General features: G+C 69.5%; 23 protein-coding genes and 2 tRNA genes. 5 read left to right on the top strand and 20 right to left on the bottom strand.

What is annotated here, in order from left to right:
* The 7 genes from ASE56_RS14450 to ASE56_RS14420 all read right to left on the bottom strand — a co-directional run bounded on the left by ASE56_RS14450 (position 1) and on the right by ASE56_RS14420 (position 10,455).
* Positions 1 to 414: a DUF4233 domain-containing protein gene (locus ASE56_RS14450; RefSeq protein ID WP_235557008.1), complete on the bottom strand. Its 414-nt coding sequence runs from the start codon at positions 412 to 414 to the stop codon at positions 1 to 3.
* Positions 411 to 1,763 carry a folylpolyglutamate synthase/dihydrofolate synthase family protein gene (locus ASE56_RS14445; RefSeq protein WP_056231121.1) on the bottom strand — a complete coding sequence of 451 codons (1,353 nt, stop codon included), beginning with the start codon at positions 1,761 to 1,763 and terminating at the stop codon, positions 411 to 413. Before ASE56_RS14445 ends, ASE56_RS14450 begins: the two co-directional genes overlap by 4 nt.
* Positions 1,760 to 5,140, bottom strand: coding sequence for an isoleucine--tRNA ligase (gene ileS, locus ASE56_RS14440; protein WP_056231118.1), 3,381 nt, complete (start codon positions 5,138 to 5,140; stop codon positions 1,760 to 1,762). The genes ASE56_RS14445 and ileS overlap by 4 nt, the downstream gene beginning before the upstream one ends.
* Positions 5,141 to 5,479: 339 nt before the next feature.
* Positions 5,480 to 7,027 (bottom strand): ABC transporter ATP-binding protein, encoded by a 1,548-nt coding sequence (locus ASE56_RS14435; protein WP_056231115.1) that lies wholly within the window; start codon positions 7,025 to 7,027, stop codon positions 5,480 to 5,482.
* Positions 7,024 to 7,839: an ABC transporter permease gene (locus ASE56_RS14430; RefSeq protein WP_056231112.1), complete on the bottom strand. Its 816-nt coding sequence runs from the start codon at positions 7,837 to 7,839 to the stop codon at positions 7,024 to 7,026. The genes ASE56_RS14435 and ASE56_RS14430 overlap by 4 nt, the downstream gene beginning before the upstream one ends.
* Positions 7,836 to 8,813, bottom strand: a complete 978-nt coding sequence (locus ASE56_RS14425; protein WP_056231109.1) for an ABC transporter permease — start codon at positions 8,811 to 8,813, stop codon at positions 7,836 to 7,838. Before ASE56_RS14425 ends, ASE56_RS14430 begins: the two co-directional genes overlap by 4 nt.
* Positions 8,814 to 8,841: 28 nt before the next feature.
* A complete protein-coding gene (locus tag ASE56_RS14420) occupies positions 8,842 to 10,455 on the bottom strand; it encodes an ABC transporter substrate-binding protein (RefSeq protein WP_056231106.1) in 1,614 nt (537 codons plus the stop codon).
* Positions 10,456 to 10,714: 259 nt separating this feature from the next.
* On the opposite strand from ASE56_RS14420, the gene valS reads away from it, so the two are divergent.
* The gene (gene valS / locus ASE56_RS14415) at positions 10,715 to 13,282 is read left to right on the top strand and encodes a valine--tRNA ligase (RefSeq protein ID WP_056231103.1); all 2,568 of its coding nucleotides are present in this window, start codon (positions 10,715 to 10,717) and stop codon (positions 13,280 to 13,282) included.
* Positions 13,282 to 13,530, top strand: coding sequence for a hypothetical protein (locus ASE56_RS14410; RefSeq protein ID WP_056231099.1), 249 nt, complete (start codon positions 13,282 to 13,284; stop codon positions 13,528 to 13,530). The genes valS and ASE56_RS14410 overlap by 1 nt, the downstream gene beginning before the upstream one ends.
* Before the next feature lie 145 nt (positions 13,531 to 13,675).
* Here the strand turns inward: ASE56_RS14410 and ASE56_RS14405 are convergent, their stop codons facing one another.
* Positions 13,676 to 13,888 carry a hypothetical protein gene (locus tag ASE56_RS14405; RefSeq protein ID WP_056231098.1) on the bottom strand — a complete coding sequence of 71 codons (213 nt, stop codon included), beginning with the start codon at positions 13,886 to 13,888 and terminating at the stop codon, positions 13,676 to 13,678.
* Entirely contained in the window at positions 13,885 to 14,481 is a 597-nt protein-coding gene (locus ASE56_RS14400) for a helix-turn-helix domain-containing protein (RefSeq protein WP_056231093.1), read from the bottom strand. The genes ASE56_RS14405 and ASE56_RS14400 overlap by 4 nt, the downstream gene beginning before the upstream one ends.
* Positions 14,482 to 14,561: 80 nt before the next feature.
* Here ASE56_RS14400 and ASE56_RS14395 point away from each other — a divergent pair, with 80 nt between their 5' ends.
* The gene (locus tag ASE56_RS14395) at positions 14,562 to 16,613 is read left to right on the top strand and encodes a M3 family metallopeptidase (RefSeq protein WP_056231091.1); all 2,052 of its coding nucleotides are present in this window, start codon (positions 14,562 to 14,564) and stop codon (positions 16,611 to 16,613) included.
* Between the two features lie 42 nt (positions 16,614 to 16,655).
* Here ASE56_RS14395 and ASE56_RS14390 read toward each other — a convergent pair whose 3' ends face one another.
* From ASE56_RS14390 to ASE56_RS14340, 11 genes are all read right to left on the bottom strand, one after another.
* The gene (locus tag ASE56_RS14390; RefSeq protein WP_056232332.1) at positions 16,656 to 17,165 is read right to left on the bottom strand and encodes a GNAT family N-acetyltransferase; all 510 of its coding nucleotides are present in this window, start codon (positions 17,163 to 17,165) and stop codon (positions 16,656 to 16,658) included.
* 22 nt (positions 17,166 to 17,187) lie between these two features.
* Positions 17,188 to 17,679 carry a hypothetical protein gene (locus ASE56_RS14385; RefSeq protein ID WP_156371746.1) on the bottom strand — a complete coding sequence of 164 codons (492 nt, stop codon included), beginning with the start codon at positions 17,677 to 17,679 and terminating at the stop codon, positions 17,188 to 17,190.
* Between the two features lie 74 nt (positions 17,680 to 17,753).
* Entirely contained in the window at positions 17,754 to 18,044 is a 291-nt protein-coding gene (locus tag ASE56_RS14380; protein WP_143017870.1) for a WXG100 family type VII secretion target, read from the bottom strand.
* A 17-nt stretch (positions 18,045 to 18,061) separates the two neighbouring features.
* The gene (locus ASE56_RS14375) at positions 18,062 to 18,565 is read right to left on the bottom strand and encodes a hypothetical protein (RefSeq protein WP_056231081.1); all 504 of its coding nucleotides are present in this window, start codon (positions 18,563 to 18,565) and stop codon (positions 18,062 to 18,064) included.
* On the bottom strand, positions 18,565 to 19,761 hold the full coding sequence (locus ASE56_RS14370) for a hypothetical protein (protein WP_056231079.1): 1,197 nt from the start codon (positions 19,759 to 19,761) through the stop codon (positions 18,565 to 18,567). Before ASE56_RS14370 ends, ASE56_RS14375 begins: the two co-directional genes overlap by 1 nt.
* Before the next feature lie 41 nt (positions 19,762 to 19,802).
* On the bottom strand, positions 19,803 to 21,071 hold the full coding sequence (clpX, locus tag ASE56_RS14365) for an ATP-dependent Clp protease ATP-binding subunit ClpX (RefSeq protein ID WP_056231076.1): 1,269 nt from the start codon (positions 21,069 to 21,071) through the stop codon (positions 19,803 to 19,805).
* Between the two features lie 428 nt (positions 21,072 to 21,499).
* Complete coding sequence (locus ASE56_RS14360) at positions 21,500 to 22,162, bottom strand: ATP-dependent Clp protease proteolytic subunit (protein ID WP_056231073.1); 663 nt, start codon at positions 22,160 to 22,162, stop codon at positions 21,500 to 21,502.
* A 23-nt stretch (positions 22,163 to 22,185) separates the two neighbouring features.
* The gene (locus ASE56_RS14355; RefSeq protein WP_056231069.1) at positions 22,186 to 22,770 is read right to left on the bottom strand and encodes an ATP-dependent Clp protease proteolytic subunit; all 585 of its coding nucleotides are present in this window, start codon (positions 22,768 to 22,770) and stop codon (positions 22,186 to 22,188) included.
* A gap of 77 nt (positions 22,771 to 22,847) precedes the next feature.
* The gene (locus tag ASE56_RS14350) at positions 22,848 to 23,336 is read right to left on the bottom strand and encodes a tetratricopeptide repeat protein (protein ID WP_056231066.1); all 489 of its coding nucleotides are present in this window, start codon (positions 23,334 to 23,336) and stop codon (positions 22,848 to 22,850) included.
* Between the two features lie 178 nt (positions 23,337 to 23,514).
* Positions 23,515 to 25,017 carry a trigger factor gene (gene tig / locus ASE56_RS14345; RefSeq protein ID WP_056231063.1) on the bottom strand — a complete coding sequence of 501 codons (1,503 nt, stop codon included), beginning with the start codon at positions 25,015 to 25,017 and terminating at the stop codon, positions 23,515 to 23,517.
* A 72-nt stretch (positions 25,018 to 25,089) separates the two neighbouring features.
* Positions 25,090 to 25,163, bottom strand: a tRNA-Pro gene (locus ASE56_RS14340).
* 194 nt (positions 25,164 to 25,357) lie between these two features.
* Between ASE56_RS14340 and ASE56_RS14335 the strand changes: the two genes are divergently transcribed.
* Positions 25,358 to 25,431 (top strand) — tRNA-Gly (locus tag ASE56_RS14335).
* A 252-nt stretch (positions 25,432 to 25,683) separates the two neighbouring features.
* Entirely contained in the window at positions 25,684 to 26,208 is a 525-nt protein-coding gene (locus tag ASE56_RS14330) for a hypothetical protein (RefSeq protein ID WP_143017874.1), read from the top strand.
* Positions 26,209 to 26,218 lie beyond the last annotated feature (10 nt).

Raw genomic sequence — 26,218 nt, 5'->3', positions numbered from 1 at the left:
TCATTCTCCGTTCGAGAGGTCGGGGGAAGCGGCGCGTCGTGCGTTCTGCCGATCGAGCGCCGCTCCCTTGATCGTCGCATACGCCCACATGCCACCGAAAATGACGGCGACCACGGCGAGGGCCGGAACGAGCAGACCGCCGAGCAGCAGGATCACCTGCAGAGCCCACCCGGCGAACAACGCCCACCGGTGCCGGAGCGATCCCGACACCGCCACCATCGCGATCGCCATGACGACACCGCCGACGATCCCCCACCACGGCTCGATGCCCGCGGGGAGCACCTTGAGGCCGTAGACGACGAGACCGCCGAGGAAGACGATGATCGACTCGAAGCCGAGGACGACGGCACCGAGCGACTCCTGCGCACCGCGCTGACGACGAACGCGGGGAGCACGGGGTTCGCGCGGGCTCACGCCTGCCACCCCGACTTCCAGTCCTCGAGCTCCGACAAGCGCAGGGCCTCACCGGCGAGGACGACGGATCCGGCGATGACCACCGCACGGCGGTCGGACTCCGCGGCCCACGCGCGCGCCGCGTCGGCGGCGTCTTCAAGGGTCGGGTGCACCGTCACGGGAAGGTCGGCGGCCTCGGCCACGTCGGCGATCACGTCGGGGTCGGTCGCGCGGTCGCTGTCGGGCGCCGTCGCGAACACCCTGGCCACGGCGGGCACGAGCGCCGACATGATGCCGACAGCGTCTTTCCCGTCGAGGATGCCGACCACCGCGCCCCACTCGTCGATGTCGAACGACTCGTCGAGGGCGGCGACCAGGGCCCGCGCGCCGTGCGGGTTGTGCGCCGCATCGACGAACACCGTCGGCGCGGTGCCGACGAGCTGCAGGCGGCCGGGAGAAGTCGCGTTGCCGAGGCCGTCGGCCACGACGTCGGCGGCGAGGGACTGGGTGCCGCCGCCGATGAGCGACTCGACCGCCGCGACGGCCAGGGCCGCGTTCGAACCCTGGTGCGCGCCGTACATCGGCAGGTAGACCTCGCGGTACGTGCCCGCGACTCCGCGGATGTCGAGCTGCTGCCCGCCGACGGCGAGGGTCTGGCCCTCGAGGGCGAAGCCGTCCGGGGCCACCGCGACCGTCGCTCCCTCTTTCTCGGCGCGAGCGCGGATCGCGCGCAGGGCCTCGTCGGGCTGGGCGGCCGAGACGACGGCGGCGCCCGGCTTGATGATGCCGGCCTTCACCGTCGCGATCTCGGCGATCGTCGACCCCAGGCGGTCGGTGTGATCGATGTCGATCGGTGCGAAGACCGCGACGTCTCCGTCGGCGGTGTTGGTGGAGTCCCACTCCCCGCCCATGCCGACCTCGAGCACGAGGACGTCGATCGGCGCGTCGGCGGCGACGACGAACGCGAGCACCGTGAGCAGCTCGAAGAACGTCAGCGGGGCGTCTCCGGCGGCCTCGAGCTCGCCGTCGACCATGCTGACGAACGGCTGGATCTCGTCCCACGCGTCGGCGATCGCGGCGTCGGCCACGGGTTCTCCGTCGATGAGGATCCGCTCGGTGAAGCGCTCGAGGTGGGGACTGGTGAACAGGCCCGTGCGAAGGCCCATCGCGCGCAGCAGACTCTCGATCATGCGGCTGGTCGACGTCTTGCCGTTCGTGCCGGTCACGTGGATGACGCGGTACGTGCGCTGCGGGTCGGCGAGCAGCTCAAGCACGCGGCGCGTGCGCTCGACGCGCGGCTGCACCCACTGCTCGCCCTGTCGTTCGAGCAGCGCCGCGTAGACGGCATCCGCCCTGGTGCGATCGCTCATGCGGGGGCTCCGATCCGGGCGACGGCCACCGTGACGGCGCCGACGTTCGCGTAGGTCTTGGCGGTGATCACCGTCTCGTACTCGGCGGGCGCGAAATCGCCACGCTCGACGAGGCGACCCTCGGGACCGGCGAGCACGACGGCTTCGGCGAGGGTCTCGGATGCCACGCCCGCGACGTCGAACGCCTGGGCGACGGCCTGCGCGTCGGCGTCTTCGACGAAGGTTAGCGAGAGGAAGATCCGGTCGCTCACGTCGAAGCCGGCGGCCTTCCGGGTGTCCTGGATGCCGCGGATCATGTCGCGCGCCAAGCCCTCGGCCTCGAGCTCGGGGGTGGTGACGGTGTCGAGCAGCACGAAGCCGCCGCCCGCGAGCACGGCCAGCGCCTCGCCCTCGGGGCGACCCGCGGTCTCGACGACCAGGTCGTACTCGGTGGGCTCGAGGGCGATGCCGCCCGCGACGACCTGTCCGTCGACCTCGCTCCAGTCGCCCTCGCGGGCAGCCTTGATCGCCTGCTGCACCTGCTTGCCCAGGCGCGGTCCGGCCGCGCGCGCGTTGACCGACAGGCGGTGCGTGATGCCGTATTCGGCGGCCGTCCCGTCTTGCAGGGCGACCTGCTCGACGCTCTTCACGTTGAGCTCTTCGCGGAGGATGTCGTCGAACTGGGCCAGGCCCGCGGCATCCGGAGTCACCACCGTCAGACGCGGCAGCGGCAGGCGCACGCGCTTGCCCTCGCGCTTGCGCAGCGCGTTCGCGACGCTCGAGACCTCGCGCACGGTGTCCATCGCGGTGCGGATGTCTTCGGCGGCGGGGAACGCCGAGGCGTCGGGCCAGTCGGTCAGGTGGACGCTGCGCCCGCCTGTCAGGCCCTGCCACACGCGCTCGGTGACCAGCGGCAGCAGGGGGGCCGCGACGCGGGTCAGGGTCTCGAGCACGGTGTAGAGCGTGTCGAAGGCCTCGCGGCTGCGCGGGTCGTCGGTGACGCCCACCCAGAAGCGGTCGCGGGAGCGGCGGATGTACCAGTTGGTCAGCACCTCGGCGAAGTCGCGCAGACGCTCGGCCGCCGTTGTGGAGTCGAGCCCCTCGAGGTCGGCCGCGACGTTCGTCACGAGGTCGCCGGTGAGCGCCAGGATGTAGCGGTCGAGCACGTCGGTGGAGTCGGTGCGCCACTCGGCTTCGTACCCGCCTGCGCCCGAGGCATTCGCGTAGGTCGCGAAGAAGTACCACGCGTTCCACAGCGGCAGCAGGAACTCGCGCACGCCCGAACGGATGCCCTCCTCGGTCACGACGAGGTTGCCCCCGCGCAGCACCGAACTCGACATGAGGAACCAGCGCATGGCATCCGAGCCGTCGCGATCGAACACCTCACGCACGTCGGGGTAGTTGCGCAGCGACTTCGACATCTTCTGTCCGTCGTTGCCGAGGACGATGCCGTGGCACGAGACCCCGGTGAAGGCCGGGCGGTCGAACAGCGCGGTCGAGAGCACGTGCATCACATAGAACCAGCCGCGGGTCTGCCCGATGTACTCGACGATGAAGTCGGCGGGGGCGTGCTCGTCGAACCACTCGTGGTTCTCGAACGGGTAGTGCACCTGCGCGAACGGCATCGATCCGGAGTCGAACCACACGTCGAGCACGTCTTCGATGCGACGCATCGTCGACGCGCCGGTCGGGTCGTCGGGGTTCGGACGCGTGAGGTCGTCGATGTAGGGACGGTGCAGGTCGACCTCGCCGTCGGCGTTCACCGGCAGGCGGCCGAAGTCGGCCTCCATGTCGGCGAGCGAGCCGTACACGTCGACGCGCGGGTAGTCGGGGTTGTCGCTCTTCCACACCGGGATCGGCGAACCCCAGTAGCGGTTGCGGCTGATCGACCAGTCGCGCGCGCCCTCGAGCCACTTGCCGAACTGGCCCTCCTTGACGTTCTCAGGCACCCAGGTGATCTGCTGGTTGTTCGCCAGCAGGTCGTCCTTGATATCGGTCACGCGCACGAACCAGCTCGACACGGCCTTGTAGATGAGGGGGTTCCGGCAGCGCCAGCAGTGCGGGTACGAGTGCTCGTACGAGGCTTCGCGCAGCAGTCGGCCGTCCTGCTTGAGCAGGCGGATGAGGGGGCGGTTGGCCTCCATCCACAGCTCGCCGGCGACGTCGGTGACCGCGGAGAGGAAGCGGCAGCTGTCGTCGAGCGAGATGATCGTCGGCAGGCCCGCGGCATCCGCGAGACGCTTGTCGTCCTCACCGTAGGCGGGAGCCTGGTGCACGATGCCCGTGCCGTCGCTGACGGTGACGTAGTCGTCGACGAGGATCTTCCACGCGTCCTGCGTGCCCCAGACGGAGGCGTCGGCGTAGTAGTCGAAGAGGCGGTCGTACGACACGCCCTCAAGCTCCGAGCCCAGGATCGTGGACTGGACGGCCTCGCGGGCGGCATCCGCGCTCTCGTATCCGAGGTCTTTGGCGTATCCGGGCAGCAGGTCCTCGGCCAGCAGGTAGCGGTGGGCGACGGCCTCGAAGGCCTCGTCGGGCGTGCCGTCGGGAGCGCGGTGCACGTCGGCGGCGCCGTTCGGTCCGCCCTCGATCACGGCATAGCGGATGCCGGGACCCACGGCCAGCGCGAGGTTCGTCGGGAGCGTCCACGGCGTCGTCGTCCACGCGAGCGCGCGGACGCCGGTGAGACCCAGCGCCTCGGCCTTGGCCCCGACCAGCGGGAAGGTCACGGTGACCGAGGGGTCCTGACGCATCTTGTAGACGTCGTCGTCCATGCGCAGTTCGTGCGTGGACAGGGGCGTCTCGTCGCGCCAGCAGTACGGCAGCACGCGGTAGCCCTCGTAGGCGAGGCCCTTGTCGTGGAGCGTCTTGAACGCCCACAGCACGCTCTCCATGTAGGTCGTGTCCAGCGTCTTGTAGCCGCGCTCGAAGTCGACCCAGCGGGCCTGACGCGTGACGTAGTCCTGCCAGTCGCGCGTGTACTCGAGCACCGACTCGCGGGCCTTGGCGTTGAAGGTCGCCACGCCCATTGACTCGATCTCGTCCTTCTCGGTGATGCCGAGCTGCTTCATCGCCTCGAGCTCGGCGGGCAGGCCGTGCGTGTCCCACCCGAAGACGCGGTCGACCTTCTTGCCGCGCATCGTCTGGAAGCGCGGGAAGACGTCCTTCGCGTACCCGGTGAGAAGGTGCCCATAGTGCGGAAGGCCGTTGGCGAAGGGCGGGCCGTCGTAGAAGACCCACTCCTCGGCGCCCTCGCGGTTCGCGATCGAGGCGCGGAAGGTGTCGTCGTGCGCCCAGAAGTCGAGCGTGTCATTCTCGATCGACGGGAAGCGGGGGCTCGGAACGACGGATGCCGCGTCGGCAGCCGGGCCGAAGGATGAGGGGCGTGGGTAGGTCATGTCTCTCCGCAGGTTGGGATCCACCTGCGGGGACGATCCGTGCGGACCGCGGTACCACCCCGCCTTGCGCCGCCCCCGTTCGGGACCGGTGCCACTCTCACTGCGGCTGTGACGGGCCTGCCCCGCGCGGTTCTACTCCGGGCCTGGACCCGTTTCTTCCGCGTGCTCCCCGGTGATGGCCGGATCGGTGCGTGTACGTCCAGTCTACGCGAGCCGCGCGCGGCGCGCAGCGGGGTGTGCGCGGTCGTCGAGCGTCCGAGAAACACGGACGCAAGGGCGGACTCGTCCGGGTTTCATGGACACTCAGCGCAGACAGAGGGGCCGGACGCGACCCTCGGCTCACGCACCGGGCGCGCCCAGACCGGCCGCGGCCAGCAGTTCCCGCGTGAACGGATGCCGCGGGGCGGCGAACACGCACGACACGGTGCCCGAGTCGACGACGCGCCCGTCCTTCATCACGATCACGTCATCGGCGATGCCGGCGACCACGTCGAGGTCGTGCGTGACGAACACCATCGCGAGGTCGCGTTCGGCCTGCAGGGCGCGCAGGCGGTCGAGGATCCGTGCGCGCACCGACGCGTCGAGCGCCGACACCGGCTCGTCGAGCACGAGAAGCGCCGGCGTCACGGCGAGGGCGCGGGCGATCGCGACGCGCTGGCGCTGTCCTCCCGACAGCTGCGCGGGTCGGCGCCGGACGAACGCGGGCGAGAGGCCCACCTCTTCGAGCAGGGCGGCGACGGCAGTGCGACGCTCGGAGCGCGGGACTCCTCCGGCGGCTACGGCCTCGGTGAGCGTGCGGCCCACCGTCCAGCGGGGGTCGAGGGCGCCCCACGGGTTCTGCTGCACGAGCTGCACGCGGGTGCGCGCGGCGCCGCGGGCGACCCCGGACGACCAGGGTCGTCCCGCGAACGTCATGGTCCCGGCATCGGGGTCCGCCACTCCGACGATCAGGCGCGCGAGGGTGGTCTTGCCCGACCCCGACTCCCCCACGACCGCGAGGGTCCGACCGCGGCGCACCTCGATCGACACGTCGTCGACCGCGGCCCGGTCGCCGAAACGTTTGATCAGCGCGTCGGCGGTGAAGATCGGGGCGTCGGTGCGCGGTGCCCGGCGGAGCGGCTCGTGCGAGACCGCCTCGACGAGCGCGCGCGTGTGGGGATCACGTGGCGACGCCAGCACCTCGGCGGTCGGCCCGGTCTCGACGACGCGTCCCTCGTGCATCACGACGACGCGATCCGCCACACGCGCGACCGCCCCGAGGTCGTGGCTGATGAAGACCACGGCCACACCGTCGTCGGCGATGCGGCGCAGCAGATCGAGCACGCGGGCCTGCACGGTGGCATCCAGCGCGGTAGTGGGCTCGTCGGCGACCAGTACGGCGGGGTTCGCGGCAAGCGCCGAGGCGATCAGAGCGCGCTGCCGCAGACCGCCGGACAGCTCGTGGGGGTACTGCCGTGCTCGCGCGTCGGGCTCCGGTAGCGAGACGCGCTCGAGGCTGTCGCGCACGCGCGCGGCGAGCGCCGCTCCGCGCACCTCGGGCTCGTGGATGCGCACGGGCTCAGCCACTTCGGCGCCGATGCGTCGCAGCGGGTCGAGCGAGACGAGGGCGTCCTGGGAGACCAGGGCGATCCGGTCGCCGCGCAGCCCGCGCCACTGCCGCTCACCGAACGAGCGAGCGTCGACGCCGTCGATCTCGAGCTCGTCGGTGCGCGCCGTGAGGCCCGCGGGCACGAGCCCGAGGAGGGCACGGGCGCTGACCGACTTGCCGGTGCCCGACTCCCCCACGATCGCCACGCATTCGCCCGGGGCGACGTCGAGGTCGAGTCCGCGCACGATCGCACCGGTCGGGCCGTCGATGCGCAGGCCGCGCAGCCGCAATCCGCTCATGCGTCGCGCTCCTCGGCTCGAGCCCGCAGGATGCGGCCGATCACGCTGACGCTCACGACGGTCGCGGTGATCGCGAGCCCGGGGAACACGGCGACCCACGGCGCCTGCAGCAGCAGGTTGCGTCCGGCCGAGAGCATGAGGCCCCATTCGGCGGTGGGCTCGGTCGGGCCGAGGCCGAGGAAGCTGAGCCCGGCCGCCGCGAGGATCGAGGTGCCGATGCCGATCGTGGCCAGCACGCTCACCGCGCCCAGCACGCCGGGGAGAACGTGCCGAACGTGCACCACCACGGTCGGCACCCCGATGATTCGCGCTGCCTCCACGTGCTCGGCGGCGGCAAGGGTTCGGGTCTGTGCCCGCGCGAGGCGGATGTACACGGGTACCGCGGCGATGGTCACCGCGACCGCGACGTTGACCGGGCCGGGGCCGAGTACCGCGACGACCAGTAGGGCGACCAGGAACTCGGGAAACGCCAGCAGCACGTCGACGATGCGCATGGCCGCGGCATCCGCCCATCTGGGCGCGACGGCCGACAGCGAACCGGCGATCACCCCGACGACCAAAGCGAGTCCGGTGGCGAGCAGGCCGATGCCGACCGACCGCCCGGCGCCGTAGACCACGCGGGAGTACACGTCGCGGCCGCTCTGATCGGTGCCGAACCAGTGCGCCGCGCTCGGCTGCTGCAGGGTCGCGCGCACGTCGGTCAGCAGCGGGTCGTGCGTGGCGAGCAGCCCCGGGGCGACCGCGCCCACGGCGATGACGGCGAGCACGGCACCGGCGATCCCGAGCGCCACGGCCTGGCCGCGGCGCTTCACGAGGGCACCGCCGCTCGAGCGGCCAGCGCCGCGGCTGCGGTCCGCAGCCGCGGGTCGATCAGGGGCACCACGAGGTCGACCACGGTGTTCACCACGACGAAGACGAGCGCGCTCAGGAGGATCACGCCGGTGATCACCGGCAGGTCGCGGTCCGTGATCGCGGTCAGCGTCACGCGCCCGATGCCGGGGCGGGCGAACACGGTTTCGACAAGCACGGCACCGCCGAGCAACGACCCGACGAGGTAGGCGGCGAGCGTCACTCCCCCGACGCTCGCGTGGCGCAGCGTGTGGTGCACGCTCTCGCGAAGGGGCGTCGCGCCGCGGGCGCGCACGGTGGTGAGGAACGGCTCGCGCTCGGCCGCCTCGACCCCGTCGCGCAGCACCTGCGACAGCAGCGCCGCGACCGGCAGAGCGAGGGTCACCGCGGGCAGCACAATGGCGGCGGCATAACGCGCCCCCGATACCGGGAACCACCCCAGCTGGAACGAGAACACGCTCAACAGCAGCAGCCCCGTCCAGAACACCGGCGATGAGAGCACGACGAGTTCGATTCCGGATGCCACGGCCCGACCGGTCCGCCCGCGCACGAGCAGCGACGAGGCGAGGGCCAGCACGACGGCGATGACCAGCGCGAGCGCCGAGAGCTGCAGGGTCGGGGCGAGCTGGCGCCCGATGACCTCGACGACCGGCTGACGCAGCTGATACGACTCGCCGAGGTCGCCGCGCACGAGTCGGCCGAGGAACGTCGCGTACTGCTCGAGCACGGGCCGGTCGAGCCCCAGGTCGCTGCGGATGCCCGCCTTGACCGCCTCGCTCACCTGCGCCTGCGGTCCGAGCAGCACGTCGACCGGGTCGCCCGGGATGATCCGCAACGCCACGAACGCCAGCGTCGCCGCTCCCCACAGCACCAGGAAGACGGATGCCACGATCCCGCCGAGGCGCCTCAGCAGGGCGCGCGAGCGAGAACGTGACATCCGATCAGTCTGTCCGATACCCGGCGGCTCAGCCGACCGAGGCGGTCGCGAACAGCGGGCGGCCGTACAGGTCGAACGTCAGGCCCGAGACCTTCGGGGTCACGGCGCTGATGAGGGCCGGGCTGTAGAGCGGCACGATTGCCGCCTGCTGGGCGTTCCACTGCTGCACCTGGGCGTAGATCGCGTTGCGCGCGGCGGGGTCGGTCGTCGAGGCGCCCTGCTCGAGCAGCGCGTCGAGCGCGGGGTCGCTCACCTGCGAGGCGTTCTGGAACCCGTCGGTGGCGAGGTGGCTGCGCAGCAGATCGGCGTCGACGCCCGAGAAGCCCCAGTCGGTGACGTCGTAGGTCTTCGGTCCGTACTGCTTGTTGTAGGCGCCCGGCTCGAGCACCTCGCGCTGCAGGTCGAAGCCCACGGCCTTCAGGTCGCTCTGCACGGCGTTGGCGAGCGCGGCGCGGTCGTCGGGAACCGGAGTCCACGCGATCCAGCGCGCGGTGAGACGCTGACCGTTCTTGGTCCGGATGCCGTCGGCATCCCGTCCCGTCCAGCCGGCCTCGTCGAGGAGGGCGTTGGCCTGAGCCTGGTCGAAGGGCCACGAGTTCTCGAGGCTCGCGTCGTAGCCGGGGGTCGTCGCGCCGAGGACGCTCCAAGCGCGGGGGTACTGACCGAAGAAGATCTCGTTCACCGCGGCGTCGACGTCGATCGCGCGCGTGAAGGCCTGACGCACCTTCTGGTCGGCGAACACGCCGTACTTCTCGTTGAGGAACAGCGAGTACGGCAGTCCCGGGTAAGCGATCGACTTCACGGTGTCGTCAGCGGGAACCTGCTCGACGAGGTTCGGCGGCAGGTTGGTGACCACGTCGGCCTGGCCGCTCGACAGCGCGCCCACGCGCACCGACGCCTCGGGCAGGATGTCGACGCGCAGCGTCTTGAAGCTCGGCTTACCGCCGCCGTCGGGACCCCAGGTGTAGTCGTCGTTGCGGGTGTACACGATGTCCTGGTCGGGCGTGTACTCGGTCAGCTCGAACGGGCCGGTGCCGACGGTCACGTCGGGGCCGCCGGCCTTCAGCTGGTCGGCCTTGGTCTCGAGCACCTTCGGCGAGTAGAAGCCGAGAAGCGCGGTGCTGGCGGCCTGCAGGAACGGAGCGTAGGGCTGCGTGAAGCGCACGCGCACGGTGTGCTCGTCGACCACGTCGGTGCCGGCGTACAGCTCGCCGCCGAGCATGCTGGCGGCCTGCGCCGACGCGGTGTCGGGGTTCACGATGCGGTCGAAGTTCGCCTTGACCGCGGCCGCGTCGAAGGGCGTGCCGTCGTGGAAGGTCACGTCGGTGCGCAGACGGAAGAGGTAGCTCGCGCCGCCGTCCTCGACGTCCCACGACTCGGCGAGCCACGGCGAGAACGTGCCGTCGGCCTCCTGGAACACGAGCGAGTCGAGCACAGCGCGCTGCACCATCGCCGACACGTCGAGCTGGCTGGTCTGCGGATCCATGTGCCCGGCCGAGAGGTTCGCTCCCTCGATCGCCCAGACGACCTCGCCGTCGCCCTGCGCGGCAGGGTCCGACCCGGCGCAGGAGGAGAGCGAGAGGGCGGCGACGGCCGCGACGGCGACAGCCGACAGCACGCGGCGCGAAAGCGAAGAAGGCATGGAGAAACCTCGGAATCTCTGGTGGGAAGGCTTTCAGCTTACCGGGGTTCCTGGACCGGGTGCGGAAAGTCGGCGGTCGGACGCGTGCTGAGAGCGAACGGCTGCAGGCCCACGCCGAAGTCGGTTGAGACGTCTCACCCGTATGGACCTCGAAGAGCGCGCCACGACGCGCGCTCACGCGAGACCCCCGGTATCGTGGACGCAGAACCCATCAGGCACGCTCACACAGTGCCGCCCATATCGCTCGAGGAGTACTCCTATGGCCACCATTCCCGACAAGCCCGCCCTGGAAGGCCTCGAGCAGAAGTGGGACGCCGCGTGGCGTGAACGCGGCACGTACGTCTTCGACCGCCTGCGCGCAGCCGAGCTCGGCCGCCAGGGCGTGTACTCCGTCGACACCCCGCCGCCGACGGCATCCGGAAGCCTCCACATCGGCCACGTGTTCTCGTTCACGCACACCGACGTGAAGGTGCGCTTCGAGCGCATGCGCGGCAAGACCGTGTTCTACCCCATGGGGTGGGACGACAACGGCCTGCCGACCGAGCGCCGCGTGCAGAACTACTACGGCGTGCGCTGCGACCCCTCGCTCCCCTACGACGCCGACTTCACCCCGCCGTTCGCGGGCGGCGACAACAAGAGCAGCAAGGCCGCCGACCAAGTGCCCATCAGCCGCCGCAACTTCATCGAGCTGTGCGAGCAGCTGACCGTCGAAGACGAGAAGCAGTTCGAAGACCTCTTCCGCGAGCTGGGCCTCAGCGTCGACTGGACCCAGACGTACCGCACGATCTCCGACGACTCGATCCGCACGAGCCAGCTGGCGTTCCTGCGCAACATCGAGCGCGGTGAGGCGTACCAGTCGATGGCGCCGACGCTGTGGGACGTGGACTTCCGCTCCGCGATCGCCCAGGCCGAGCTCGAAGACCGCGACCAGCCCGCCGCCTACCACCGCGTGGGCTTCGCGAAGGCCGACGGCTCGGGCGACGTGTTCATCGAAACGACCCGCCCCGAGCTGCTGCCGGCCTGCGTGGCGCTGGTGGCCAATCCCGACGACGAGCGGTACCAGCCGCTGTTCGGCACGACCGTGCGCACCCCCCTGTTCGACGTCGAGGTGCCGGTGCTCGCGCACCCCCTCGCGCAGAAGGACAAGGGATCGGGCATCGCCATGATCTGCACCTTCGGCGACGTGACCGACATCATCTGGTGGCGCGAGCTCGACCTGCCCAACCGCACCATCATCGGCAAGGACGGCCGCATCGTGGCCGAGGCCCCCGACGTGATCGTGACGGACGCCGCGAAGGCGGCCTACGACGAGCTCGCGGGCAAGACCGTGTTCAGCGCCAAGAAGCGCATCGTCGAGCTGCTGCAGGAATCCGGCGCCATGGAGGGGGCTCCCAAGCTCTTCACCCACCCCGTGAAGTTCTTCGAGAAGGGCGACCGCCCGCTCGAGATCGTGTCGACGCGCCAGTGGTACATCCGCAACGGGGCTCGGGATGCCGAGCTGCGCGAGCGCCTCATCTCTCTCGGTCGCGAGATGTCGTGGCATCCCGACTTCATGCGCGTGCGCTTCGAGAACTGGACCAGCGGCCTCACCGGCGACTGGCTCGTGTCGCGGCAGCGTTTCTTCGGCGTGCCGATCCCGGTCTGGTACGGCCTCGACGACAGCGGTGAGCGCGATTACTCGCGCGTGCTGACGCCTGACCTCGCGTCGCTGCCGGTCGACCCGACGGTGGACGTGCCCCCGGGCTACACCGAGGACCAGCGGGGTGTGGCCGGCGGCTTCGACGCCGAGCGCGACATCCTCGACACGTGGGCGACCTCGTCGCTCACCCCGCAGCTGGCCGGTGGCTGGCAGCGCGACGAGGAGCTGTGGAACCTCGTGGCCCCGTTCGACCTCCGCCCGCAGGGTCAGGACATCATCCGCACGTGGCTCTTCTCGACCATGCTGCGCAGCGCCCTCGAAGACGACCGCAGTCCGTGGACGGATGCCGCGATCTCAGGCTTCATCGTCGACCCCGACCGCAAGAAGATGTCGAAGTCGAAGGGCAACGTCGTCACGCCCGCCGACATCCTCCAGCAGCACGGTTCCGACGCGGTGCGCTACTGGTCGGCGTCGAGCCGGCTGGGCACCGACGCGGCGTTCGACCCGCAGAACCCGACCCAGGTGAAGATCGGTCGCCGCCTCGCGATCAAGCTGCTGAACGCGGCGAAGTTCGTGCTGTCGTTCCCCGTGCCCGAGGGCGCCGAGGTGACGCACGCGCTCGACGCGTCGATGCTCGCGACCCTGGATGCCGTGGTGCGCGACGCGACTGCCGCGTTCGAGGCGTACGACCACGCGCGGGCGCTCGAGATCACGGAGTCGTTCTTCTGGACGTTCTGCGACGACTACCTCGAGCTCGTCAAGGAGCGCGCGTACGACCAGTCCGACGTGGGCCAGGCCTCGGCCGCCCTTGCCCTGCGCACGGCTCTGTCGACGCTCGTCCGTCTGTTCGCGCCCGTGCTGTCGTTCGCGTCCGAAGAGGTGTGGTCGTGGTTCGAAGAGGGCTCGGTGCACACCGCGGCCTGGCCCGCGCCGCTCGGCATCGAGGGCGACCCGGCCGTGCTCACCGCTGTGAGCGCCGCACTCATCGGCATCCGTCGCGCCAAGACCGAGGCGAAGGCCTCGCAGAAGACGCCGGTGACCTCGCTCACCGTGTCGGGGCCGCACGTCGAGGCCCTGCGCCTCGCCGAGGGCGACCTGCGCGCCGTGGGCCGCATCGAGACGATCTCGTTCGCCGAGGCCGACACCACCACCGTGACCGACATCGTGTTCGCACCCCAGGAGGCCTGATGCAACTCGGAACCCGCTGGACCGCCCGTGAACAGCCGCCGAAGGCTGTTCCCGAGGTGCTCCATGCCCAGATCGCCGCCGTCGAAGCCGCGCTGAACCCCGATGGGCTCAGCGCTCCGGCTCCGAAGTGGACGCTGACCTTCCTCGAGGGACGCCCCGTCGCCGAGCTCGACACCGGGGTTATCGTGAGCCAGGATGCCGCGGGCGAGGTCGTCGTGCGTTACGACGACGACGCCGAGTTCGCCTGAGCCTCACCGCTCGGGATCGCAGCGCCCGTCGACGCCTTCGCGCGTCGGCGGGCTCTGTGCGTTGCGGTTCTCAGGTGGCCGGTCCTGTCGAAGCCACCGGCGGTCCACCGGTCGCGGGCCTCGACAAGCCCCGGGGCCTGAGGCGTCACCGCGGCAGCAGGTATCGCGCGGCATCCGCCGACATCGCCTGCGACGCGGCACGTCCGGCTCGCCGCGCGGGCTCCGCCTCGACGGCCCACGCGCGACGGCGCATCCGCTCTTCGGCGGCGAGGGCCATCGCTCGCGACAGCGCGAGCAGCGCGGCCTCGAGTCGGGTGGGGCGCACCGGCAGGGCGATGGTGCGGGTGACGGCGGTCATGCGGAGCCCCTCTCGGTCGGCAGCGGGAAGACGTCGTTGCGGATCGTCACGGGGCGGACGCCCTCGCCCTCCTGATCGCGGTAACGCTGGACGGTCTCATCGATGAGCGCCCCGATGCGCTGCACAAGATCCCGCGATTGCTCGGCGGTCAGGCGCGCGGTCGCGGTCGAGATCACCGACGCGTCGCGCCACTCTTCGTCCTCGTCCCAGCCGTGCGTGGCGAAGTGCATGAGCTGCTGGTGACGCAGCGTCAGGGTCTCGGAGTGCACGGCCTCCATCACGGCGCGTCCCGACGGCGTGTGCTCGAGCTCGGGGTTGGTCAGCGTGACGCTGCCGGCCGGGCGCTCCCACCAGCGTTCGCGGGCGGTTCCGCGATCGGCGACTTCGCGGATGAGGTCGTGACGGGCCAGCGCCCGCAGGTGGTAGCTCGTCGCTCCGGTGGACTCCCCCGTCAGCTCCGCGAGGCTGCTCGCGGTCTGCGGGCCGTACTGGCTGAGGATGTCGTAGAGCCGCACGCGCAGCGGGTGCGCCAGGGCGCGGAGCGCGCCGGCATCGAGAACACGCTCTTCGCGGGGCTTCGACCTGTCGACCATGAATACAAAGATACCTTTGCACGGGTTACTTTGCAACATCTTCTCTGCACCCCCTCCACGACTGCGCCTAGGCTGGATGAATGACGGATGCCGTGAACAATCCCCTCCTCGCGCCGCCCTCGCTCCCCTACGACCTGCCGCCCTACGGCAGCATCGACGTCGAGCACTACCTCCCCGCGTTCCGCGCCGGTTTCGCCGCGCAGCGGGCGGAGGTCGATGCGATCACCGCGCAGAGCGACGCGGCCACGTTCGAGAACACCCTCGTCGCTCTGGAGCGCAGCGGGCAGTTGCTCGACCGGGTCGCGCGCACCTTCTACACCGTGGCATCCGCCGACGGCACCCTGGCGATCCAGGCCGTCGAAGAGGAACTCGCTCCCCTCATGTCGGCGCACCGCGACGCGATCCAGCTCGATGCAGGTCTGTTCGCCCGTATCGCCGCCGTGCACGCGCAGCTCGACGACCTCGACCTCGACGCCGAGAGCCGCTACCTCGTTGAGCGGTACCACCGCGAGATGTCGCTGGCCGGCGCCGGTCTCGACGACGCGCAGAAGCGGACGCTCACCGAGCTCAACCAGCGTCTGTCGGTGCTGACGACCACGTTCGAGAAGAACCTGCTCGCCGACACCAACGAGCTCGCGGTGGTGTTCGACTCCGCCGACGAGCTCGACGGCCTGAGCGACGGGGAGCTCTCGGCGGCGGCGCAGGCGGCAACGAGTCGCGGCCTGGACGGGCGCTACATCGTGAACCTCACGCTGTACACCGGTCACCCTCTGCTCGCGTCGCTGACGAACCGCGAGAGCCGTCGCCGTCTGCTCGAGGCCTCGCGCTCGCGCGCCACGCGCGGCAACGACAACGACAACCGCGGGGTCCTCCGCGAGATCGTGCGTCTGCGCGCCGAGCGCGCCGCGGTGCTCGGCTACCCCTCGCACGCCGCCGCCGTCCTCGCCGATCAGACGGCGGGGTCTCCGGATGCCGCGCGCGACCTGCTGCGCCGACTCGCCACCCCCGCTGCCGCCAACGCCCGGGCCGAGCAAGAGGCTCTGCAGAAGATCGCCGAGGCCGATGGCATCCGGATCAAAGCCCACGACTGGGCGTTCTACACCGAGAAAGTCCGCGCCGAGCGGTACGACCTCGATCGGGCGGCCCTGCGTCCGTGGTTCGAGGCCGAGCGGGTGCTGCGCGACGGCGTGTTCTTCGCGGCCGAGAAGCTCTACGGCATCCGCATGACCGAACGCCACGACCTTCAGGGCTATCACCCCGACGTGCGCGTCTTCGAGGTGCACAACGCTGATGGCAGCGAGCTCGGGCTGTTCCTGCTCGACCTGTACACGCGCGACAGCAAACGCGGTGGCGCGTGGATGAACTCGATCGTTACGCAGTCGGCCCTCCGCGGCACCGCCCCCGTCGTGGTCAACAACCTGAACGTGAACAAGCCCGCCCCCGGCACCCCGACGCTGCTGACGCTGGACGAGGTCACCACACTCTTCCACGAGTTCGGACACGCCCTGCACGGACTGTTCGCCACCGTGACCTACCCGCACTTCGGCGGAACGGCCGTCTACCGCGACTTCGTCGAGTTCCCCAGCCAGGTCAACGAGATGTGGATCCTGTGGCCCGAGATCCTGACCAACTACGCGCGGCACATCGACACCGACGAGCCGCTGCCGGCCGATGTCGTCGAGCGTCTGCACGCCTCCGAGGCGTTCAATCAGGGCTTCGCGACGAGCGAGTACCTCGCCGCATCATGGATCGACCAGGCGTGGCACGGCCTCTCCGTCGAGGAGGCGTCGGCCGACATCGACGTCGCGGCCTTCGAGGCGGCGACCCTCGCGGACATCGGGCTCGACAACCCCGCCATCCCCACCCGCTACGCCTCGACGTACTTCGCCCACGTGTTCTCGGGCGGTTACAGCGCCGGGTACTACTCGTACATCTGGAGCGAGGTACTCGACGCCGACACCGTGGAGTGGTTCCGCGAGAACGGCGGCCTCACGCGCGAGAACGGCGACCGGTTCCGCCAGAAGCTGCTGGGGGTCGGTGGTTCCGGCGACCCTCTCGCCGCCTACCGGGATTTCCGGGGCCGGGATGCCGAGATCCAGCCGCTGCTGCAGCGCCGCGGTCTCGCGGGCTGAGGTCGACGTGCCCGGCCGCTCTCGGCGTCCGGGCACGCAGGCTCAGACCGCGTACTTGAAGCCGACGTGCGAGTCGGCGAAACCGAGACGCGTGTAGAACCGGTGAGCGTCCACGCGCGCAGCGTCAGAGGTCAGCTGCACGAGGGCCGCGCCGGTCGCGGGTGCGGCGACGTGCATCACCCAGCGCATCACCGCGCTGCCGATCCCGCCGGAACGCACACTCGAAGACACCCTGACCGCCTCGACGAGCAGCCGGGTGGCCCCCTGACGCGCCATGCCGGGGATGACGGTGAGTTGCAGGGTGCCGATCACCTCCCCCGCCGCGTCGTCGACGACGATCAGATCGTTCAACGGCGCCTCGAGGACGCTTCGCAATGCGGTGGCGTACGTTCCCTCGTCCGAGGCATCGGCTCGATCGCCCCGTGCCGCACTGACGGGGTCATCTGCCAGGAGCGCCATCAACGCGGGCAGGTCGGTCGGCTTCGCCCGGCGGACGGTCACCTCTGAGATGCGGGCGGTCACCGTCGTGGGCAGATCGAGGTCGGAGAGCACGCTCTCCATCTTGCCGTGCGCGTCAGCGCCAGCCGAGCACCTCGCGCACGACGGCTTGCGACGCCGGTGAACCGTCGTTTTTGATGGAGAGCAGCTTCTCGCTGGAGACGAGTGCCCCCGAGGCTCCGTACGCGTCCGAGAGCCCCTGAACCGCCTGACGGACGAGAGGCGCCGCGTCATTGCGATCGGCGCCGCCGCGTACCGAATAGTGGGGGTAGACGAGCAACTCGGTCCCCTCGTCTATCTGTCGCGCACAGGCGACAACCACCGTCGGAGTCGCCCCTCTCCAGAATTTGGGGAAGAACTCCAAGCCCGTTCCCTCCGCGAAGAACTCGACGACTCCGCGCTTCCACGACTTCGCCACGTCGCCGAGGCGGACGTCATGGGCGGTCCACTCCGACCCGCTCTCCCGGATCGCGGTGGCGAAGGCGTCGCCCCCGTCGGAGAATCCCGCCGCGATGAGCGCATCCGTGGCGCGGCGGACCGCGCTGGAGGGCTCTTCACGAACGAGCATCCGCGCCCCGCCCCGCGTCAATCCGTTCCATCGGACGGGACCGATGTGGGCGTCTTCTCCGGATCCGCGCATGATCACAGCGACCACGCCCTCCCCACGGCGTCATCGGCTTCGCGATAGGCCTGGGCCGCCGTCCGGGCCGCGTCGGCGGCGGCGCGGCCGACATCGGCCAAGCGGGTCATCTCCGAGAGCCAGTCCCCCTGCTTGGCGGCGTACGCGTCAGCCGCGTCGCCCTGCCACCCCCCGAGAAGGGTGTTGCGTGCAGAGGCGAGCGTCGCGGTCTCGGCTGCGGTGCGCTGAACGGCGGCGTCGATGGACGAGGCCGTCTCCACGAGCCGATCGGGCTTGATCGAAAAAGACGTCATGAGCGAGGACTCTCCCTTCACACGTCGCGACGCGCGAGTTCGAGCGCGTCGCGGATCTTCGCCAGTGCTTCGGTGTAGCGCTCGTGCGATTGGCGGGCGGCGGCGTCGAACTCAGCGTCAGGTGACGGACGATCGTCGTCCTCCGTGACGTCGTCGTCGACTTCGTCCCACGACTCCCGCAGTGCGCGGAGATTCTCGGATGACATCTTCCGCAGAGCCTGGGCGGCAGAAGTCTGATCTTCGCCGCGGAAGACCGCTTCAAGGCTGGTCTCGCCGAGGTCGATGCGCGACTGCACCGTGCGCCACTCCGCGCCCATCTCGCCGGCACGAGCACGGGCGGCACGATGCTCGTCGGCCTCTCGGCGCTCCTCCGCCTCGATCGCGGCGCGCGCGTTCTCGCGCTCGTCGTCTTCGCGAAGAAGTCGTGCGAACGTCTCCGCCATCGTGCGGAAGTCGCCGACCAGCCGATCGTCGTCGGGGCCGGGAACGTGATCCATCATCGGGTCGTCGATGCGTGCCATCAGACTCGCGCCGCCGCTCCGCGCGCCAGACCCTCGTACAGGTCGGCCATGCGCATCGCACTGTCGGTCATCGTGCCGATATTTCCGACCATCCCCGAGACGAGGTCGTAGATCATGTTGATCCACTTGTACGCCCACCGCGCATCTTGGATCAGGTCGTACACGGCGATTCCCGCCTCGACGGCCGCCACGAGCCAACCCGCCACGGGAACCGCAGCTTCGGCCGCGATCCGCAGAAGCTTCTGCGCGAGACGGTCGAGGATCTTCAGGATCTTACCGACGGCTTCTTTGCACAACAGGATCAGCACCTTGATCGCCGTCGCCACGGTGCCCGCGGGTCCTGCCACGACGGTGTGGGCCTGCGACATCACGCCGGCCGCTGCGACGAACGCCTCGGAGCCCTTGCCGGTCCATGACGCGAGGGGCGGCAGAAGCCCCATCGCGTTCTGACCGATCGCGCTCATGGCATCCCCCGCGTGCGTCCAGGCGAACTGCGCCTCGCGCATGCGCTCCCAGTCGCCCGAGAAGGGCTTCGTCACCTCTTCGAGGAGTGAGTAGCCGACGAGCTCCTCGAAGAGCCAGTCCACTCCGCCGAAGATCGGACCCGCCTTCCAACGGATGCTCTCGATCTCGGGATCCTCGCCCTGGGGTCGAGGGAGGTACGAGCGCACGTCCTGCTTCTCGGTGACCGTTCGAGACGCGGACAGTCCGTCTCCCACGCGGTCGGAGATTCCCGATGCCGTCCCGTCGGCCCACTCGACGGCGGAGTAACCGTCCCAGAAGGCTTGGTTGAACAGGTTCCCGTCGGGCTCGCCGTAGCGACTCGAGGCCCCGCCCTGTGCAGCGCCGAGAGTCGGCGCGGTGCCCGGCGAATACGGCGGCGTGTCGACGCCGAGCGACGCGGCGACCTGAGCGATCGCGTCGTGAGCCGTCTGCTCGGCAGCGCGATACGCCGCGACCGTCTCGCCCATCCGCTCGGTGCCGATGCCGAAGGCCTGCGACGACATGTCGGCGACGCGTTTTCCGACGTCGACGATGCCGTCGCTGATCGGCTGGAACAGCTGCAGGATCAGGCCCAGCTCTCCCGCGTTCAGGCGGGCGTACGTTTCGAGGTGCTCCCCGATCGCCTGCCCGTGTCCGGCTTGCCTCTCCAGCACCTGCTGCGCAAGTGACAGCTGGTCGGTGTCGACATCCATTCGGTCCCCCCGGTCCGTAGGTGAGGTGTGAGCGAAGCGGGTTACGCGCTCCGTCGCTTCTGCGCCAGCACGATGGTCGGCTGCGCGCGGTCTTCGACGGCCGCACGCGTGATGACGACCTTAGCGATGTCGTCGGCCGAGGGCACGTCGAACATGATCGGGCCCAGGACGTCTTCGAGGATTGCGCGCAGACCGCGCGCGCCGGTCTTCCGCAAGACGGCGAGGTCGGCGATCGCGCGCAGCGCGTCCTCTTCGAACTCGAGCTGCACACCGTCGAGCTCGAACATCCGCTGGTACTGCTTGACCAGCGCGTTGCGCGGTGCCGTGAGGATCTCCATCAACGCGTCCTGGTCTAGGGGCGAGACGGATGCCACGACGGGCAGGCGACCGATGAACTCGGGGATCAGGCCGAACTTGTGAAGATCCTCGGGCAGGGCCTCGCTGAATAGGTCGGGCGCGTCCTCCTTGCGCTGCAGCGGTGCGCCGAAACCGACGCCGTGCTTGCCGACGCGTGCCGAGATGATCTCTTCGAGGCCCGCGAAGGCACCGGCCACGATGAACAGGACGTTCGTCGTGTCGATCTGGATGAACTCCTGGTGCGGGTGCTTGCGGCCGCCCTGCGGCGGAACCGAAGCAACCGTTCCCTCGAGGATCTTCAGCAGCGCCTGCTGCACGCCCTCGCCCGACACGTCGCGCGTGATCGAGGGGTTCTCGGCCTTTCGGGCGATCTTGTCGACCTCGTCGATGTAGATGATGCCGGTCTCGGCACGCTTGACGTCGAAGTCGGCGGCCTGCAGGAGCTTCAGCAGGATGTTCTCGACGTCTTCACCGACGTAGCCGGCCTCGGTGAGGGCGGTGGCATCGGCGACCGCGAACGGCACGTTGAGGCGCTTCGCGAGGGTCTGGGCGAGGTAGGTCTTGCCGCAACCGGTGGGCCCGAGCAGCAGGATGTTGCTCTTGGCGATGTCGATCTCTTCGGCGCGCTGCTCCGCGGGCTGAAGGGTGCCGTGCGAGCGCACGCGCTTGTAGTGGTTGTAGACGGCGACGGCGAGGGCGCGCTTGGCGGGCTCCTGCCCGACGACGTACTCCTCGAGGAACGAGAAGATCTCGCGCGGCTTGGGCAGGTCGAACTCGGCGACCTCGCCGGCCGACGATTCGGCCATGCGCTCTTCGATGATCTCGTTGCAGAGCTCGACGCACTCGTCGCAGATGTAGACGCCCGGACCGGCGATCAGCTGCTGTACCTGCTTCTGGCTCTTGCCGCAGAAGGAGCACTTGAACAGGTCGGCGCTCTCACCGATACGTGCCATGGCCGGTTCCTCCCGTCACCCGGCCCCCGCCGGTGTGTTACCCGAGCCTAACCCGAGCCCGGGTGATCCAAGGGCATTCGCGCGCGCGGCGGTGTCGTGATCGCCCACGGCGGACACACGGCGTCCCGTCGCGCTTCCGCGGAGGGCGCGGACCTTCCCTGCCGCGCAGCCTCCGTGATCTGCACATCCTCAGGCTCGAATTCTCCCTGCGAGCTGAGGTTGCGCGAATCCCTGATCCTGTGCGGAGCTCTCGTCGCCGCGCGCACAACCTCCGCGATCTGCACAACCTCCGTCGGCATCCGCCCCGTCGAACTGAGGTTGCGCGAATCCCCGACCCTGCGCGAGCACCGACCGTATTCACGCCCCATGCGCGACGAAGCCCCGCAGACCGAAACGGGTCTGCGGGGCTTCGTCGTGTCGCGAGCGCGTCAGGCGGTGAGGGCCGCCGGGGTGCGCTTGCGGGTCGTGAGCACCTGGTCGACGATGCCGTACTCCATCGCCTCGGCGGCGGAGAGGATCTTGTCGCGGTCGATGTCCTTGTTGACCTTCGCGACGTCCTGACCGGTGTGACGCGCCATGGTCTCTTCGAGCCAGGTGCGCATGCGGAGGATCTCCTGCGCCTGGATCTCGATGTCGGACGCCTGTCCGTGTCCGGCCTCGCCCATGGCGGGCTGGTGGATCAGGATACGGGCGTTCGGCAGGGCGAGACGCTTGCCGGGGGCGCCGGCGGCCAGCAGCACGGATGCCGCGGAGGCGGCCTGACCGAGCACGACCGTCTGGATCTGCGGCGAGACGTACTGCATCGTGTCGTAGATCGCCGTCATGGCCGTGAACGAGCCACCGGGCGAGTTGATGTACATGATGATGTCGCGGTCGGGGTCCTGCGACTCGAGCACGAGCAGCTGCGCCATGACGTCGTCGGCCGACGCGTCGTCGACCTGCACGCCGAGGAAGATCACGCGGTCTTCGAACAGCTTGTTGTACGGGTCCTGGCGCTTGTAGCCGTAGGCCGTGCGCTCCTCGAACTGAGGAAGGACGTAGCGGCTCGAGGGCATGTGCGATGCGGCGCCGCCGAAAGTGGGGATGTTCATGATGGTGTCCTTTTCCTCTCGGCTCAGGCCGCGGTTCCGCCGCCGCCGGTGACGTCGGTGGCGTGCTCGCGCATGTGGTCGACGAAGCCGTACTCGAGGGCTTCCTGAGCGGTGAACCAGCGGTCGCGGTCACCGTCGGCGTTGATCTGCTCGACGCTCTTGCCGGTCTGGGCCGCGGTGATCTCGGCGAGACGGCGCTTCATGTCGAGGATGAGCTGCGCCTGCGTCTGGATGTCGCTCGACGTTCCGCCGAAGCCACCGTGGGGCTGGTGCAGCAGCACGCGCGCGTTCGGCGTGATGTAGCGCTTGCCCTTGGTACCGCTGGTCAGCAGCAGCTGGCCCATCGAGGCCGCCATGCCGATGCCGACGGTGACGATGTCGTTCGGCACGAACTGCATCGTGTCGTAGATCGCCATGCCGGCCGTGATCGAGCCGCCGGGCGAGTTGATGTAGAGGTAGATGTCCTTCTGCGGGTCTTCTGCGGCAAGCAGCAGGATCTTGGCGCAGATCTCGTTGGCGTTGTCGTCGCGCACCTCGGAACCGAGCCAGATGATGCGGTCCTTGAGCAGTCTGTCGAAGACGCTCGTTGCCATAAGGGGTTCGGGCATGTGTGCTCCTCTTCCGTGATCTGAAATGAATCTACCGGCGCGTTCCGGAGCGGGATGCCGTGTTCGCCGCGGGCGGATCAGCGCGCCTGGTCGGCGATTTCTCGCGCATATCCCGTGACGGAACGGGTATAGCGCGGCAGGTGCGGGGCGAGAGCTTGAAGGGCGATGGATGCCGCCCGCTCGGGCTTTCCGTTCGACACGAGCGCGAGGGCGTAGAAGGCGGCGGCCGCGTCGTGGAGAGGCCCGCGCGGTTCGCGCTCGTACTCCGCCTCGAGCATCGCGAGCGACTCTTCGGTCTTGCCGAGGTTGCGGATCGTGCTCGCCAGTTGGATCGTCGCCCGCGTGCGTCGCTCGTCGTCGAACCCGATCTCCAGGGCGCGGCGGTACAGCACCTCCGCCTCGTCTTCGACGCCGGCCGAGTCACGCGCCCCGGCGCGTTCGAACAGCGCCACCGCATCGTCCGCCGGGCGCTCGGTGGCGAGCTCGTCGATCCGCTCGATCACGTGCTCGGGGCTGAGCGTGTCATCGGCCCACACGGCATCCACTCTGCTCTGCCAGTCGTTCATGTGTCGCATCCTCATCATCGTTCTGACCCCATGCTCACGCACTGCGTGTCCACGACACTCGGACGCTTCGAGACGCGGTCCGAGTGTTCTGGACACTCAACGGGGCCGTTCCCCCCGGACGGCGCCCGGGGACGGAAAAGGGGGCGGATGCCACGGCATCCGCCCCCTTCGTCACGACTTACTCGCTGTCAGCGGCCTCGTCGGTCTTCTTCTTGGCCGGGGCGCGCTTCTTGGCGGGAGCCTTAGCGGGAGCCTCCTCCGCGGCGGGCGCCTCGTCAGTGTCGGCCTTCTTCTTCGCGGGGGCGCGCTTCTTGGCGGGCGCCTTCGCGGGAGCCTCCTCAGCGGCGGCCTCCTCGGCGGGAGCCTCGTCCGCAGCGTCGTCACCCTCGACGGGCTCTTCGCCCTCGACGGCGACGAAACCGGTCAGGTCGACGGGCTTGCCGTCGGTGTCGACGACGGTGACCTTGCCGAGCGCGATCGCGAGGGCCTTGTTGCGGGCGACCTCACCGACGAGCGCGGGCAGCTGGTTGCCCTGCTGCAGCGCGTTGACGAAGTCCTGCGGCGCCATGTTGTACTGCGCAGCCGACTGGATCAGGTACTGGGTCAGCTCGTCCTGCGACACCTGGACGTTGGCGTCTTCGGCGATCTTGTCGAGCACCATCTGCGTGCGGAACTGCTTCTCGCTCGCTTCGGTGACCTCGGCGCGGTGCTCGTCGTCTTCGAGGCGGTTCTCGCCCTCGAGGTGCTGGTGCACCTCGTCCTCGATGAGCTGCGGCGGAACCGGGATCTCGACGGCCTCGAGGAGCGCCTCGATGAACTTGTCGCGCGCGGCCGAGCCCTGCGTGAAGACGGACTGCTGCGACACGCGCTCACTGAGCGACTCGCGCAGCTCGGCGATGGTGTCGAACTCCGACGCCATCTGCGCGAAGTCGTCGTCGGCCTCGGGGAGCTCGCGCTCCTTGACGGCGGTGATGGTGACCGAGACCTCGGCCTCTTCACCGGCGTGCTCGCCGCCGACCAGCTTCGAACGGAACGTGGTCTGCTCGTCGGCCGTGAGCGACTCGATGGCCTCATCGATGCCCTCGAGCAGTTCGCCCGAGCCGATCTCGTACGACACGCCCTCGGCGCGGTCGATCTCGTTGCCGTCGATCGTGGCGACCAGGTCGAGCTCGACGAAGTCACCGGTCTTGGCGGGACGGTCGACCGTGATGAGCGTGCCGAAGCGCGCACGCAGGCGGTCGAGCTCGGCGTCGATACCGGCCTCGTCGAGCTCGGCGGCGTCGACCGTCACCGTGATCGAGTCGTACGCGGGCAGGTCGAACTCGGGGCGCACGTCGACCTCGACGTCGACGATGAGGTCGCCCGAGAAGTCCTTGAGCTCGGGGAGCTCGACGATCTCGGCGTTCGGACGACCGATGACGCGCAGGTCATTGGCCTCGACGGCCGCGCGGTAGAACCCGTCGAGCCCCTCGTTGACGGCGTGCTCGATGACGGCGCCGCGGCCCATGCGCTGGTCGATGATCGGCGCGGGCACCTTGCCCTTGCGGAAGCCGGGGATCTGCACGTCGCGGGCGATGTGCTCGTAGGCGTGGGCGATGCTCGGCTTGAGCTCGTCGGGCGAAACCGTGATGTGCAGCTTGACCCGGGTGGGGCTGAGCTTCTCGACGGTGCTGTTGACCATGCGGTTCGTTCTCCTCGTGTGGCCCGCGCGCACGCGGGGGCCGATTGGGCCTGTGGTCTGTGGGGCCGTTCGTCGGGGCGACAGGATTTGAACCTGCGGCCTCCCGCTCCCAAAGCGGGCGCTCTACCAAGCTGAGCTACGCCCCGGGGCGGCGCGCGGCACGCGCCGACGAAACGACCGCTGAAAGTCTAGTCGATCCCCCTGGCTGCGCCGATTTTGCCGACCCCCTTGCGTACGAGAGCGGAGGGATGCCGACTCCCCCGCGTTCGCGACGGGCCTCAGGGTGTCGTAGAGTGGGTGTCGTCCGACTCCGCGGTTCGTCAGAAAACCGCGGAATTCCGGGGCTGTAGCTTAGTGGTAAAGCCTCTGTCTTCCAAACAGATGATGCGAGTTCGATTCTCGTCAGCCCCTCCAATTCCTGTCCGAGCCGTTGCTAGCGCATCGCGCATCGATTCGCGACTTTCTCGCTGACGCCTTGGTGTTTGCTACGTTTTCTGCCGTGCGCGGGGGCGCACACGCTGGCGGAGGGCGGGGCGGACGATGCGCGGAACGACGGTCACACGGCGAGCTCTCGCGTTGTCGCTCGCAGCGATCATGGGGGCCGGTCTCGCTGGCTGCGCCGGCAGTCCCGATTCCGGTGGCGACTTCAGCGCGCAGCGTGAGACGGTGACCGCGTTCATGACCGCTCTCGAACGCGGTGACGCGCAGCAGGCGTCCACGTACCTCTCCGACACCACGTCGTTCGCACGAGAGGCGATGACCGACGAGTTCTACGCGAAGGCAGTCGAACACCCCGCCGACGCGCGCATCTCCGTCGCCACGGATATCGACGACAAGGTCGCCGTCCAGGTCGACTTCCGCCTCGGTGACGACGACCGTGAGCTGAATCTGATGCTCGACCAGGCGGATCCGCCGCGAATCGAGCAGTGGTCGGGCATGCCGACCATTCTCCGCTCCGGCGGCGGAGACGGCCGGCTGGTGATCTCGGGCGCGCTCACCCTCGACCTGGGGGCCGAGTCGACCTACGCCTCGCTGCTCCCGGCGCGATACAGCGTCGCGTTCTCGGGTTCCGCGACGGCAGACGACGTCGACGCCTTCGACCTGGATTTCCCCGTGAGCCCTGAGGCTACCGACGCCCGACTGCCCGACGGCGTGAGCTTCGCCGGCGGAGCGCTCGAATTCGGACGCTGACGCCGGCGAA

The organism is Microbacterium sp. Leaf203, from assembly GCF_001421275.1.
GTDB lineage: Bacteria > Actinomycetota > Actinomycetes > Actinomycetales > Microbacteriaceae > Microbacterium > Microbacterium testaceum_A.
Note: the sequence above shows the minus strand (reverse complement) of the source record. Positions and strands in the feature narration are given on the sequence as shown.

What these genes read in the sequence shown, in the direction of transcription:
- ASE56_RS14445 (WP_056231121.1), bottom strand. Translation starts at nt 1,763, where the DNA reads ATGAGCGATCGCACCAGGGCGGATGCCGTCTACGCGGCGCTGCTCGAA.
- ileS (WP_056231118.1), bottom strand. Translation starts at nt 5,140, where the DNA reads ATGACCTACCCACGCCCCTCATCCTTCGGCCCGGCTGCCGACGCGGCA.
- ASE56_RS14435 (WP_056231115.1), bottom strand. Translation starts at nt 7,027, where the DNA reads ATGAGCGGATTGCGGCTGCGCGGCCTGCGCATCGACGGCCCGACCGGT.
- ASE56_RS14425 (WP_056231109.1), bottom strand. Translation starts at nt 8,813, where the DNA reads ATGTCACGTTCTCGCTCGCGCGCCCTGCTGAGGCGCCTCGGCGGGATC.
- ASE56_RS14420 (WP_056231106.1), bottom strand. Translation starts at nt 10,455, where the DNA reads ATGCCTTCTTCGCTTTCGCGCCGCGTGCTGTCGGCTGTCGCCGTCGCG.
- valS (WP_056231103.1), top strand. Translation starts at nt 10,715, where the DNA reads ATGGCCACCATTCCCGACAAGCCCGCCCTGGAAGGCCTCGAGCAGAAG.
- ASE56_RS14410 (WP_056231099.1), top strand. Translation starts at nt 13,282, where the DNA reads ATGCAACTCGGAACCCGCTGGACCGCCCGTGAACAGCCGCCGAAGGCT.
- ASE56_RS14405 (WP_056231098.1), bottom strand. Translation starts at nt 13,888, where the DNA reads ATGACCGCCGTCACCCGCACCATCGCCCTGCCGGTGCGCCCCACCCGA.
- ASE56_RS14400 (WP_056231093.1), bottom strand. Translation starts at nt 14,481, where the DNA reads ATGGTCGACAGGTCGAAGCCCCGCGAAGAGCGTGTTCTCGATGCCGGC.
- ASE56_RS14395 (WP_056231091.1), top strand. Translation starts at nt 14,562, where the DNA reads ATGACGGATGCCGTGAACAATCCCCTCCTCGCGCCGCCCTCGCTCCCC.
- ASE56_RS14385 (WP_156371746.1), bottom strand. Translation starts at nt 17,679, where the DNA reads ATGCTCGTTCGTGAAGAGCCCTCCAGCGCGGTCCGCCGCGCCACGGAT.
- ASE56_RS14380 (WP_143017870.1), bottom strand. Translation starts at nt 18,044, where the DNA reads ATGACGTCTTTTTCGATCAAGCCCGATCGGCTCGTGGAGACGGCCTCG.
- ASE56_RS14375 (WP_056231081.1), bottom strand. Translation starts at nt 18,565, where the DNA reads ATGGCACGCATCGACGACCCGATGATGGATCACGTTCCCGGCCCCGAC.
- ASE56_RS14370 (WP_056231079.1), bottom strand. Translation starts at nt 19,761, where the DNA reads ATGGATGTCGACACCGACCAGCTGTCACTTGCGCAGCAGGTGCTGGAG.
- clpX (WP_056231076.1), bottom strand. Translation starts at nt 21,071, where the DNA reads ATGGCACGTATCGGTGAGAGCGCCGACCTGTTCAAGTGCTCCTTCTGC.
- ASE56_RS14360 (WP_056231073.1), bottom strand. Translation starts at nt 22,162, where the DNA reads ATGAACATCCCCACTTTCGGCGGCGCCGCATCGCACATGCCCTCGAGC.
- ASE56_RS14355 (WP_056231069.1), bottom strand. Translation starts at nt 22,770, where the DNA reads ATGCCCGAACCCCTTATGGCAACGAGCGTCTTCGACAGACTGCTCAAG.
- ASE56_RS14350 (WP_056231066.1), bottom strand. Translation starts at nt 23,336, where the DNA reads ATGAACGACTGGCAGAGCAGAGTGGATGCCGTGTGGGCCGATGACACG.
- tig (WP_056231063.1), bottom strand. Translation starts at nt 25,017, where the DNA reads ATGGTCAACAGCACCGTCGAGAAGCTCAGCCCCACCCGGGTCAAGCTG.